The sequence below is a fragment of the Shewanella sp. ISS20 genome (assembly GCF_056522965.1).
Window position 1 is genome coordinate 1453946 of the sequence record NZ_JAWRZK010000001.1, and the last position, 12762, is coordinate 1466707.

Below are 12762 nucleotides of genomic sequence, written 5' to 3' on the forward strand. Positions count from 1 at the left end.
ATTGTAGCCCGAGCACCAATGAAAAAGGGAAGCCTAAGCTTCCCTTTTTTAGTCAATCCGCTAAATACTGATTACTTATATCTGCGCATCACTAAGCTTGCGTTAGTGCCGCCGAAACCAAAACTGTTACTCATGACGGTATTCATCATTTTCTCAGTGTATTCAGTCACAATCGGCAAACCTACGGCTTCTGGATCTAAGGTCTCAATGTTGGCGCTCTTAGCAATAAAATTGTGTTCGAGCATCAACAAGCTATAGATAGCTTCGTGAACACCAGCAGCACCTAAGGCATGACCTGTGAGCGACTTGGTCGATGCAATCGCTGGCATCTTAGCGCCAAACACTTCTTTTAACGCTTCAAGTTCACGCATATCGCCAACCGGAGTCGAAGTGCCGTGGGTATTGATATAATCCACGTCAGTATCAACATCGGCTAATGCCATTTGCATACAGCGCACAGCACCTTCACCTGATGGTGCAACCATGTCATAACCATCAGAGGTGGCACCATAACCAATAATTTCGGCATAAATCTTAGCGCCACGCGCTAACGCGTGCTCTAACTCTTCAACCACAACTATGCCGCCGCCGCCAGAAATCACAAAACCATCGCGGTTGGCGTCATAGGTGCGAGAAGCTCGTTCTGGAGTATCGTTATACTTAGTTGATAAGGCGCCCATTGCATCAAAGCCCATGGTTAAGGTCCAATCAACTTCTTCAGCGCCGCCAGCAAACACTATGTCTTGCTTACCCAATTGGATAAGTTCAGCGGCATGACCAATACAATGAGCACTGGTAGCGCAGGCCGAACTAATCGAGTAATTCACGCCTTTAATCTTAAATGGGGTCGCCAAACATGCACTGGCAGTGCTCGACATAATACGCGGTACAATATAAGGACCGACGCGCTTAACACCTTTCTCTCTCAAGATATCTGCCGCTGCTACTTGGTTTTGTGATGAAGCGCCGCCGCTTCCTGCCACTAAACCTACGCGCGGATGAGAATACTGATGTTCTTCTAAGCCAGCATCACTGATGGCTTCTTTCATAGCGATATAAGCGTACGCCGCAGCATCGCCCATAAAACGTAAGGCTTTACGGTCAATGTGCTCGCTCGTATCTAACTTAATATCACCCCACACTAAACTGCGGAGTTTCATTTCTTCAAATTGTGCAGAGCGAGTAATGCCACTTTTTCCAGCTTTTAGGGACTGCAATACCTCAACGAGGTTATTGCCGATGCTAGAAACTACACCCATACCTGTGATAACGACTCTTTTCATTGCTAACTATCCATTCCGTAATGTCAGGACCAAATTCTGCTGAGCCAATGGTATCGCTTTTAGAACACTTAAGTGGTCAGCTTTCCATAAATACAGGTAAAATGATGCCAATAGAGACTAATTGAGTACCGGAAATTGCCCCATTTGGACCGTTCCCCGTCATCGGCATCAACAGCCAATACCAACATAACACAGCAAACCAATAGTGTAACAGTGAATGCTTGGCTGGGGTTACCCATAACACCTGAACTATGGTTAACCCAATTAGAGCGCGCTCAAAGTCAGTGTAACGCCGCACCATTAACCCCAGCGTCCTTGGCCACAGCTTCATCGCAAGCTTGCCATTTATTGTTAGTGTTAGGCCCTGCCGATATCAAACAATTGGCATTAGGCCATTGGCAACAGATGTCTGGTCCCTATCACGCGTTAGCTGATTACCTGTTGCAGCAATTAACCGCCAACACCTTAGAGGCCGCGCAAAGCCAACGTTTTGAATGGCAGCAAGGAAAAGTGCGTCTTGATGTGCATTATTTGCCAGCGCCAGAGTTATTGCGCCAAATCATGACGCCAACGCAGCAGCGCGTGAGCCGCTGGTTTTGGCAGCAAACGGATACCAACTGGTTACAAGCCTGCCATTTATGGCAATTAGCGCGCTTAAGTCAGGATGATGCGGTAATTTGTTATCAAGATAATGTACTCGCAGCCCCATTCACCCAAGCCAATTTACCGCAGTTTAGGCTAGAGCTTGTGAGCGCTACTGACGCACAAATGATGACAAGTGAAGCACCAGATACGCTTACCCTTGAGCAGCGCCAAGTATTGCGCCGTCAACATCAAGCGCAGCTTGGCCATGTACCCATAAATCCAGGACCTGGTCATATTGCCATTATTGGTGGCGGGCTTGCCAGCGCACAACTAGCCTACAGCCTAGCCTCGCGTCAACGGACATTTAGTCTATTTTGCCAAGATGAACAATTCGCTATGGCAGCTTCTGGCAATCGCCAAGGCGCCCTTTATCCGCTGTTAACACCAGAACACGACTTACTTAGCCGTTTTTATCAGCATGGATTTCTACTCAGTCGTCAGCGCTTAGAGCAAATACATAGCTCATATCCTGTCAGTCATGAGTTTTGCGGGGTGTTACAAACGCCCCATGACGCGCGCTCAGCCGAACGCTTACAAGAATTGGCCGATGCCAACTTCCCCGCGCAGTTAGTGTCAGCATGCTCAGCTGCTAAGGCCAATGCCTTAGCTAATATCGCGATAGATAATAACGGCTTATGGTATCCAAACGGTGGTTGGATCGCGCCAGCAGAGCTAACTTCGGCTTGCATGCAGGCTGCTGGTGATTTTGCCACTGTGCATTTAGGCCATAGTGTAACTGACATTCATCATCGCCAAGATGGCTGGTATCTAAATGTGGGAAATCAGCAGCACGGTCCGTTTGAGCAACTGATCTTGGCCAATGGCACTGGCATTAATCAGTTTGCCGATACTAAAGCGCAAGCCTTAAGTCCTTTTCGAGGCCAAGTGAGCCATGTGCCATCCACGGCAACATTAACAGCACTGAATACTGTGCTATGCGCTAAAGGCTACTTCACCCCAAGCCATAACAAGCATCATTGTTTAGGCGCCAGTTATATCAAAAATCCAAGCTCACTGGATTACAGTGACAGTGAACAAGTGGCTAACTTAGGGCAACTACAAACCAGTTATCCAAACCAAACCTGGGTTGATGATGTCGATATTAGCGAGCAAGATGCCCGCGTAGGTGTGCGTATGGTTAGTCGCGATCATTTTCCCGTGGTAGGTTTAGCGACTGATGTGGAAGCGCTCAAGCGTTTAGAGAGTGATCAGCATTTTAGCCAAGGCGATAAACAAGCTATGGCTGATTTTTGGCAGCAACAAACCGCGCCAACCATTAGCGGCTTATATTTACTCGGCGGGCTTGGTAGTCGCGGTTTATGTAACGGTGCACTGGCCGCAGAAATGCTCGCCAGTCAGTTGTGTGGCGAGTTTCTTCCTTGCCAGCAAGCCATGGTTGAGATGTTAATGCCAAATCGCTTATGGTTAAGAAAGCTTATTCGTGGCAAGCAAATAAAATGGTAACCGCTTAACGAAAACAACCGCCCTATTTCTGAGGGTTTTGGGCTTATACAGCCTTAAACACCTTGAAACTTGAGGGCGGTTGGTATCATGTAAAGCGAGTTAGCTGCGGGAGCTAGCCAAACTATCGGCTTAGCAAACCATCAATTGCGCAGACAGTTCAGTCCATGCGTGTTGCACTAACTGGTAATCGTTATCTTCCAATTCGCGACTGGCTAATTTTAAGCTGTCTTGCATTTTAAGCTGCAAATGACTGAAGTCCGCAACGCCTGCTTGTTCTAATTGCGCTAAAGCGACTGTGACATGACCTTGCAGATAACCGCTTGCAAATAAGGCATCATCATCGCCTTGAGCAACAATGGTTTCTACCCAATGATTCAAGATGTTATCGTATTTTTCCAACATGGTACTTCTCCGCTCATTCTGGGTTAGCCACTGGGTACATCACGTAATCGCGATAACCTGTGGTCACTTTATAAAAACCAGCAAGGGCTTGGTCTAATTCTGGGTCGCCACTATCCACGATTAATGGCCGTCCTTCAAGTGCTTTTAACTTAGTTTTGGTCGCCACTATGATGATATTCTCTCGCCCTACACGGCGAATTAGCGCGGGCGACAACTGCTGATTGCCGCGGCCTAAAATATGGCCCTGGCCACCAATTAAGGTAAACACTAACTTTAAGGGCTTATCATCACTAAGCGCTAATAGCTCGGCCGCGGTTGTATCTGTCATTACCAGCGCTTTATTCGCAATCACATCCACACCGAGCAAGGTATTATCAAGCCCAAGCTCTTCCATGATAAAGGCCACAGTGCTGCCCGACCCCATGATGAAATACTCATCCTCCATGGACTCAATCACATCGGCAGCGATATCCGCTAATACCAGTTCATCACACTCCTTGCCGCCCATCTTAACCGCTTGCACGTATCTGGGTTCAGCCGGTACTCGCATTGAGCCAAAACGCTGCGCGCGCACTTGGCCGGCGCGAAACGCTTGCTCATCAATATCCATGACATCAGCGTCTAGCAAGTTCACTAATTGACCTTGCAATAACATGGCAACGACTGTGCCTGCGGCCTTTGGAGTAATACCGTATACTCCAGAGTGAATTTTCACTCCAGCAGGCACACCTAAAACCACTTGCTGTGGACTGATGCTTGCCAGTACATCTCGAGCGGTGCCATCCCCGCCCGCAAACAAGATGAGATCTGGCGAAAATTCTGCCATAGCCACAATTAAACTATGGCTATCGTCTGCGCTGTAAGCTGGCTTAGCTTGGTAAATCACTTGATAGCTAAAGCCCATGTGTTCACATAACTCGGCGCCTAGTTTGCCGCTACCAGTAATAATATGAATATCATCTTGATAGGGCAGCAACTGAGTTAACGCCTGCGCCATTCGCGCATTCGCCATAGGTTTGGCGCCAAGAGCGAGCGCTTGCGCCGCCACATTGTCACTGCCTTTTAAGGCCACGCTACCACCTAAGCCTGCTAACGGATTAATTAATAGGCCTAACATAAACTGTCGCTTCATCATTCATCCACTGACTGATTGCTTAATTGATTGCTTGGCTGCTTGAACCACTGCATCTCTATTTAATTAACACCTAAACTCACCGATTTATGCCGCCACCGCGTCTGATACTTTAAGGGCTGAGCCCGGCTTATGAATCACATATAACGCCAAGAGTGAAGCTGCTGCGCACATAGCCGCAAATACCCAAGTCCAAACCGCGCCGCTACCATCGCCCCAGATAAAGCCGCAAATCCCAATTCCCATGGAGCCGCCTAAGCCAAAACCTAAGCTGGCATATAAAGCCTGCCCCTGACTTTGATGCGATTTATCAAAGGCTTGATATACAAACTGAATGGATGCCGCATGCACTAAGCCGAAGGTAAAAGAGTGTAATAATTGACTCACGGTCAGCCATAACACTGACTCTACCGCCACGGCTAATAACAGCCAACGGATAACCGTCATCGCCGTGCTCACTTTGAGTAAGGTGATCACACTAAAACGCGCCAATAACTTAGGCGCAAACATAAACATGACAATTTCAGACACGACACCTAACGCCACAAAGATACCGGCGATAGATTCGGTGTAACCCGCCTGCTTAAGATAGAGCACAAAAAAGCCATAAAATGGGCCGGCGCTCATTTGCAGCAGCATAGCCGCAATTAAAAACCAGATGATGGAGCGATTAAATGCCAACGCCTTGGTTTCACCGCGATTAACCGTTTTGGTTTCATTGGGCAATGGCAAGGAGCACAGCAACATGCCAAGAAACAACCCCATGCCGATATAAGGCAACACCTGCGGGCCAAAGGCTTCAATGGCAAAACCGCCAGCAACCACTAAGCAGATATAACCAATACTGCCAAAGCTGCGAATAGCGCCGTAACGATACGCTTTATCGCCTAAGGTTTCTAAAGTGATAACCTCTAGCTGAGCTAAAATGGCATTCCAAAAGAAGGTATAGACGGCCAAGCTAATGGCCATATAGGTAAATGAACCGTCATAAAAAAAACTGGTATAGCTAAAGGCCGCCACTAGTGCGCCCATCTTAATTAACTGCGCCCGCATGCCCGTTTTATCAGCGACTCGCGCCCACACATTCGGGGCGATAATCCGTGTGCCCATCACAATGGCGAGCAGAAAACCAATTTGCTGCGGATTAAACCCTCTGTCGTCAAAAAATACGCCAAGGTATGGCACCATAATGCCAAGAATGGCAAAAAAGAAAAAATAGCAGGCGGACAACCAAACTAATGACGCCTGCGGTCGAACTTCCATCATTCACACATTCCTAGCACTGGAGTGGTAGACATCACTTGCTGATTTTGCGCCCGGTGCCGTAATAAATGATCCATTAAGACTATGGCTAACATGGCCTCAGCAATCGGTACGCCGCGAATACCAACACAAGGGTCATGGCGACCCTTAGTCACTACCTTAGTAGCTTCACCATGCACATTGATGCTATCGCCTTCGACGCTAATGCTCGAAGTTGGCTTTAATGCTAAATGCACTACCACAGGTTGCCCTGAGGATATGCCGCCAAGAATGCCGCCAGCATGATTAGACTTAAAGCCCTCTGGTGTCATTAAGTCGCGATGCTCTGAGCCTTTTTGCTCAACCACGGCAAAGCCATCGCCGATTTCGACCCCTTTAACTGCGTTAATCCCCATCATGGCATGGGCAATATCCGCATCAAGGCGATCAAACACAGGCTCACCTAAGCCGACCGGCACACTGGTCGCGACCACTGTGATTTTGGCGCCGATTGAATCCCCTGACTTTTTCAAATCGCGCATGTATTCATCTAAGGCATTAAGCTTAGTGACGTCTGGGAAAAAGAATGGGTTGTTTTCAATCTCGTGGCGGTCAATCTGCTCGGCGGCAATCGGGCCTAATTGTGACAAGAAACCATAAATCTCAATGCCATAAGCCTGTTTAAGGTATTTTTTGGCAATGGCGCCTGCGGCGACTCGCATCGCAGTTTCACGAGCAGAAGCCCGGCCGCCGCCGCGATAATCGCGCAAGCCGTATTTTTGTTGATAGGTATAATCAGCGTGGCCTGGGCGAAAGAGTTCTTTAATGTTGGAATAATCTTGGCTGCGCTGATCAGTGTTTTCTATCAGTAAACCAATCGAAGTACCTGTGGTTTTACCTTCAAATACGCCAGAGAGAATTTTAACGGCATCATCTTCGCGCCGTGCTGTGGTGAATTTTGAGGTACCAGGGCGGCGCCTATCGAGGTCATGCTGCATATCCTCAACACTTAAGGCGAGTCCCGGTGGGCAACCATCGACGATACAACCAATTGAGGGGCCATGACTTTCACCAAAGCTAGTGACGACAAAATTCAATCCTATGCTATTTCCTGACATCTTAACCTCTCTATTCCATGCTGATTATTCTAATTTTTGGTTGAAAAAAACGACACCCAAGTGTCGTTTATTAGCGCAGAAAGCTTGATTCACACTGAGTGCAGATTATGCCCTGTCTTTATAGATGCCGAACAGTGATTCATTTTCAACTAACTGCTCACGAGTTAATACGAACACACCATCACCACCGTGATTGAAGCTTACCCAAGTAAATGGGACTTCTGGATATTGCTCAATCAAATGCACCATAGAGTTACCCACTTCAACCACTAACACACCGTCTTCAGTCAGGTAGTCAGCAGCATTGGCCAGAATACGCTTAGTTAAATCTAAGCCGTCATAGCCAGACGCTAAGCCTAATTCAGGCTCATGGTGGAACTCAGCAGGCATATCCGATAAATCTTCTTCATCCACGTACGGCGGGTTGGAGACGATTAAATCGTATTGTGGACCCGTTGGGATAGCGGCGAATAGGTCAGATTGGATTGGGAACACGCGCTCCATTACCCCTAAACCTTCAATGTTGATTTGGGCAACATCTAACGCATCTTCACTGATATCCAGAGCATCGACTTCAGCATCTTCAAATTCGTACGCACAAGCAATCGCAATACAACCACTGCCAGTACACAAATCTAAGATACGGCTGACTGGTTTATTGCTAATCCAAGGCTGAAAACCATTGGCAATCATTTCACCAATAGGTGAGCGTGGTACTAACACTCGTTCATCAACAAAAAAATCAAGACCGGCAAAGCGGGCAACATTGGTCAGATATGGCACAGGCACACGCTCGCGTACGCGGCGTAAAATCAGTTCCACTATTTTGTGTTTTTCACTGCTAGTTAAATTAGCATGGATAACTTGCTGGCCGACTTCATCAGGTAAATGCAGGGCATGGAAGACTAAAGATACGGCTTCATCCCAAGCGTTATCAGTACCATGACCGTAAAAAATACCTGAATCGTTAAAACGACTCACAGCCCAACGCAACATATCACCTATGGTTCTAAGCTCAGTAACGGCTTCATCCACAAAAATTTTATCCAAAACACACTCCAACATTAATTCTCTGGCGCTATTGTAACTGATGCAGTTAAAGAAGGCATAATTCTTAGTGCTAAATTGGCCAGCGCCTAAGATTTGGGCTTGGGGTTAACATTAGGTTACACTAGCCCTAGCAAGCCTATTTTTCATTTGACCAAGCACAAGTATTTCCATGACGATTGAACACACAGACGTGACACTATTTGCTGAGTTAATGGCCGGCGTCAAACCCTTGAGCCAAGATAAGCGCCATTTTGGTACGCCAGTAAAAGCCAAAACGGTACTGGTGAACCATAAGATAACTCAGGATGCAGCAGGACTCTTTTCCGACAGTTACCAACCCTTGTTGCCAAGTGATGGACCTATGCGTTGGCGCGCGCCGCATACCGATAGCTTTGAATTAAAACGCTTACGCCGCGGTGACTATGTCCCTGAATTATTGTTAGATATGCATGGGATGCGTCAAGCTGAGGCCAAACTGGAATTAATCGCTTTGATTGAGGCTTGTATTGCTGAGCACAGTCACGCTTGCTGCGTAATGCATGGCTATGGGGCGGGGATTTTAAAACAGCAAATTCCACTGTGGCTAGCGCAGCATCCTAAAGTGTTAGCATTTCACCAGGCGCCTAAGGCTTGGGGGGGCGACGCAGCCTTACTGGTATTAGTCGATATTGGTCATCCGTGTGAATTTCTATAGCGACTAGACTAGCGCTTAGCCCTAGATGCCATCATAACGCATGGCATCTTGGTGGTGTGCTATTCATAGATAGCTAAAAAGCCCATGAGTAAACATAAGCAAGCTTAAGTTAAGGAAAAGCAAACTTAAGCACGGCTAGTCGCTGCCATGACCGTAGGCACATTCATCCATTGAAAACTCACATGCTCTGCATGCTTATCTAATAACGCCACCGCAGAAGTTGCAAATAATGGTGGTTCATGACCTGCAACCAGTTCACTCACCAAGTATCCCAATAATGGCATATGGCTAATCACTAGCACCTTGTCGGCTTTATATTGCTCGGCATAAGCCAAGATAACATCGGCGGCATAACTTGGATTGGCATCGGGTGTTAAATCATTAAGCTCAATGCAATGGCGCGGGGCTGGGATTAACTCTCGAATTTCATCCCATGATTGCTGCGCCCTTAAGTAAGGACTTACTAATACAAGATCGAAGCGGGTATTATCGACTTGCAAGCATTTAACCATAGAACGAGTTTCATAACGGCCGGTATCGGTCAGCGTTCGCTCTTTATCGCGCGTGGCATTAAAACTAGCTTCACCATGACGCATCAAAAATAACTGCATACTTCACTCTTGCATTTTCAAACGTGAATGAAGCCTCATTGTATCTAGATTATCTTGGGAGTGACACTGTAAATTAGTCGAGTATGGCTAAAGCAGTTAGCGATTTCAGTCCCAATAGTGCCACTATTATCCGATTTAGCCCGCTAATTAAAACAAATTAGCCAAAAGACATTTGCCAAACCCTTCAGTGCCAATCAAGATATAAGTCAGACATTTAATCATGGAGCGTCTCTTGCCCATAGCGCTGACTCAAATCCACACCAGCAAGCATGATAGTCGTCAATATGCTTATCTTACCTTAGCCAATCAGCTGAGGGTTTTGTTAGTGTCTGATATGCAAAGCAATCAAGCGGCTGCATCTATGGCTGTGAATGTTGGCCATTTCGACGATCCCAAACAACGCCCTGGCATGGCTCATTTTTTAGAGCATATGTTGTTTCTAGGTACCGAAAAATTTCCAGATCCCGCTGAATATCACCATTTTATTAATCAGCATGGGGGTAGTAATAATGCTTGGACTGGCACAGAACACACGAATTTCTTTTACAGTATTCATCAAGATCAATTAGCAGAGTCACTTGATAGATTCAGTCAATTTTTTATTGCTCCAGCCTTTAATGTGGAGTTGGTGGATAGAGAACGCCAAGCGATAGAATCTGAATTTAGCCTCAAATTAAAAGATGACATTCGCCGCATCTATCAAGTACAAAAAGACAGCGTTAATCAAGACCACCCTTTTAGTCATTTTTCGGTGGGTAACCTAGTTACCTTAAGTGGCGAAGCGCAGGTACTGCGACAAGAACTGATTGAGTTCTACAGTAAAAATTACAGTGCTAACTTAATGACCTTGTGCATAGTGGCACCGTTTACACTCAGCCAACTTGAGCAACTCGCTGTTCAATATTTCTCAGCGATTAACAACCATAACCTCAGCAAACACTATCCTGAAGTCGCATTAATTACGCCAAATGAGCAACACCGTCAAATTGAAATAGTGCCATTAAAAGATCAAAAACGCTTAACCTTAAGTTTTGCCTTGGAAGGCATAGATAAGCTGTACGCCACTAAACCGTTAACCTTTATTAGCCATCTACTAGGCAATGAAAGTTATGGCAGCTTGTTGCATTGCCTTAAAGAAATGGGCTTTGCTAGCAATCTGTCAGCAGGTGGCGGCGTCAATGGTTATAACTTTAAAGATTATTGCATCAATATTCAGCTGACCGATGAAGGCTTTGAGCATATTGATGACATTATTACTTTGTGTTTCGAGGCAATTCTATTAATAAAAAAACAAGGATTAGAAGATTGGCGTTATCAAGAGCGCTCAACCTTACTAACACTTACCTATAAATATCAAGAACCTGTGCGTCCGCTCGATTTAGCCAGCCATCTTAGTATTAATATGCAGCACTACCCTGCTGTAGATACTATATTTGGTGATTATCGTATGGATCGTTTACAAATAACTGAAGCCAAAGCCTTGTTAGATAAACTATCGCCAGATAACTTAAGAATACAGCTAGTGGCACCAGGGCTTGAAACCGATCAACAAGCGCCGTGGTATTTTACGCCCTATAAAAACACTGCGATTTCCTATGAGCGCTTAGCCAAGTGGCAAGTCGATAAATGGTGTGAGCAATTGTCTTTACCCCCGGCGAACCCGTTTATTCCTGATGATACTGAACCAAGCCATGAAGCCAATATCAGTGCTGTGCCCAAGATAATTGCCGAAGGTAAAGGCTATCGTTTATGGCATAAAAAAGATGATGAATTTAATGTGCCTAAAGCGCATATCTTTTTATCGTTGGACTCAGAGCAAGCGAGTAAAACCGTCACTCACGCAGCGCTCACCCGTCTTTATGTAGAAATGCTACTCGATGCACTCACAGAAGATACCTATCAAGCAGAAGTCGCAGGTCTTAGTTATCATATTTATTCCCATCAAGGTGGGATCACTTTGCACTTGTCAGGATATACAGGCAAGCAAAGTAAACTATTAGAATTACTGATAGAAAAAGCGCGTGAACGTAATTTTTCACCCACTAATTTTGCCCGTATTAAAGAGCAATTAATTCGCGGTTGGCAAAATCAGAGTCAGGCTAAGCCAATTTCACAATTGTTTACTAGCATGGCCGTGACCTTACAGCGCTGTTCTTATGAACCGCACAAAATGGCTGAAGCATTAAAGCCTATTGGCTTAGAACATCTGCACAATCATATAGTACTGTTTTATGAGAAGTTACATTTAGAAGGGATGATTTATGGTAATTGGTTAGCGAAAGAAGCACAAAATCTGGCGTTACACCTAAAACAAATTCTGACCTTAGTCAGCTTGCCAAGCCATGAAACACGGCGCGAACTAATTAATCTTAAAGGACGCGGCACTCTGTATCGTGAGCTTTGTATCGATCATCAAGACAGCAGCATAATTGTGTATTATCAGTCTGAATTTAGCGACGAGCATTCGATGGCGATTCTCAGTCTTTTGAATCACAGCATGTCATCTAACTTTTTTCACGAACTGCGCACCGAAAAACAATTAGGTTATGTGGTCGGCACTGGTTATTTACCCCTGCATCGCCACCCTGGAATGATTTTTTATATTCAGTCCCCCGCCACTGGCCCAGTTAAATTACTGCAAGCCATCGATGAATTTATCGCAGATTTCACTTATGCCATTATGCAAATCACCACAGAACAATGGCAAAGCACTAAACAAGGACTAATTAATCAAGTCATGGAGCATGACGCCAACCTAAAAACACGCTCACAGCGATATTGGGCAAGTTTAGGTCATAAGGACTATCAATTTAATCAACGTGAGAAAGTGGTAGAGCAAATTGATAAACTAACCCGAGCTGATTTGATTAGCTTTATTGTCAATCACATGCGCACTAAACATGCCGATAGACTTATCTTACATTCCACTGGCCAAGCTCATCAGCAGCAGCCAAGGCTTAGCTCCACTAATCAGATAACTGACTTGACACATTTCAAAGATCACAGTCAGCTATTTTTGCTATAGCTATTATGAATACTCTTGTGACTGTCTATACAGGTAAACAAGTTTACGACTATGCTCGCCTTTCGAGGCGGGAAGTCTAAATAGACCATATATTTA

Annotated in this window: 10 protein-coding genes; 3 read left to right on the plus strand and 7 right to left on the minus strand. The window is 45.7% G+C overall.

Annotated features, from left to right (window positions below):
• Positions 1–71: 71 nt before the first annotated feature.
• On the minus strand, positions 72–1283 hold the full coding sequence (fabB, locus tag AC1HDP_RS06570; protein ID WP_479638127.1) for a beta-ketoacyl-ACP synthase I: 1212 nt from the start codon (positions 1281–1283) through the stop codon (positions 72–74).
• A gap of 144 nt (positions 1284–1427) precedes the next feature.
• Between fabB and mnmC1 the strand changes: the two genes are divergently transcribed.
• Positions 1428–3392 (plus strand): FAD-dependent 5-carboxymethylaminomethyl-2-thiouridine(34) oxidoreductase MnmC1, encoded by a 1965-nt coding sequence (gene mnmC1, locus AC1HDP_RS06575; protein ID WP_479638128.1) that lies wholly within the window; start codon positions 1428–1430, stop codon positions 3390–3392.
• 129 nt (positions 3393–3521) lie between these two features.
• Here mnmC1 and AC1HDP_RS06580 read toward each other — a convergent pair whose 3' ends face one another.
• The 5 genes from AC1HDP_RS06580 to prmB form a co-directional block, all read right to left on the minus strand.
• Positions 3522–3794 carry a YfcL family protein gene (locus AC1HDP_RS06580; protein WP_140933021.1) on the minus strand — a complete coding sequence of 91 codons (273 nt, stop codon included), beginning with the start codon at positions 3792–3794 and terminating at the stop codon, positions 3522–3524.
• Between the two features lie 13 nt (positions 3795–3807).
• Positions 3808–4926, minus strand: a complete 1119-nt coding sequence (locus tag AC1HDP_RS06585) for an ATP-NAD kinase family protein (protein ID WP_479639842.1) — start codon at positions 4924–4926, stop codon at positions 3808–3810.
• A gap of 87 nt (positions 4927–5013) precedes the next feature.
• Positions 5014–6192: an MFS transporter gene (locus AC1HDP_RS06590; RefSeq protein ID WP_479638129.1), complete on the minus strand. Its 1179-nt coding sequence runs from the start codon at positions 6190–6192 to the stop codon at positions 5014–5016.
• Positions 6189–7286, minus strand: a complete 1098-nt coding sequence (aroC, locus tag AC1HDP_RS06595; protein WP_479638130.1) for a chorismate synthase — start codon at positions 7284–7286, stop codon at positions 6189–6191. Before aroC ends, AC1HDP_RS06590 begins: the two co-directional genes overlap by 4 nt.
• A gap of 105 nt (positions 7287–7391) precedes the next feature.
• Entirely contained in the window at positions 7392–8336 is a 945-nt protein-coding gene (gene prmB / locus AC1HDP_RS06600) for a 50S ribosomal protein L3 N(5)-glutamine methyltransferase (RefSeq protein WP_479638131.1), read from the minus strand.
• Between the two features lie 169 nt (positions 8337–8505).
• Between prmB and smrB the strand changes: the two genes are divergently transcribed.
• A complete protein-coding gene (smrB, locus tag AC1HDP_RS06605) occupies positions 8506–9030 on the plus strand; it encodes an endonuclease SmrB (protein ID WP_140933028.1) in 525 nt (174 codons plus the stop codon).
• Between the two features lie 125 nt (positions 9031–9155).
• On the opposite strand, the gene sixA is transcribed toward smrB, so the two are convergent.
• A complete protein-coding gene (sixA, locus tag AC1HDP_RS06610) occupies positions 9156–9641 on the minus strand; it encodes a phosphohistidine phosphatase SixA (protein ID WP_479638132.1) in 486 nt (161 codons plus the stop codon).
• 232 nt (positions 9642–9873) lie between these two features.
• Between sixA and AC1HDP_RS06615 the strand changes: the two genes are divergently transcribed.
• Positions 9874–12666 (plus strand): insulinase family protein, encoded by a 2793-nt coding sequence (locus tag AC1HDP_RS06615; protein WP_479638133.1) that lies wholly within the window; start codon positions 9874–9876, stop codon positions 12664–12666.
• The last annotated feature ends 96 nt before the right edge of the window (positions 12667–12762 follow it).

What these genes read in the sequence shown, in the direction of transcription:
- smrB (WP_140933028.1), top strand. Translation starts at nt 8,506, where the DNA reads ATGACGATTGAACACACAGACGTGACACTATTTGCTGAGTTAATGGCC.
- AC1HDP_RS06585 (WP_479639842.1), bottom strand. Translation starts at nt 4,926, where the DNA reads ATGAAGCGACAGTTTATGTTAGGCCTATTAATTAATCCGTTAGCAGGC.
- sixA (WP_479638132.1), bottom strand. Translation starts at nt 9,641, where the DNA reads ATGCAGTTATTTTTGATGCGTCATGGTGAAGCTAGTTTTAATGCCACG.
- AC1HDP_RS06590 (WP_479638129.1), bottom strand. Translation starts at nt 6,192, where the DNA reads ATGATGGAAGTTCGACCGCAGGCGTCATTAGTTTGGTTGTCCGCCTGC.
- AC1HDP_RS06580 (WP_140933021.1), bottom strand. Translation starts at nt 3,794, where the DNA reads ATGTTGGAAAAATACGATAACATCTTGAATCATTGGGTAGAAACCATT.
- fabB (WP_479638127.1), bottom strand. Translation starts at nt 1,283, where the DNA reads ATGAAAAGAGTCGTTATCACAGGTATGGGTGTAGTTTCTAGCATCGGC.
- aroC (WP_479638130.1), bottom strand. Translation starts at nt 7,286, where the DNA reads ATGTCAGGAAATAGCATAGGATTGAATTTTGTCGTCACTAGCTTTGGT.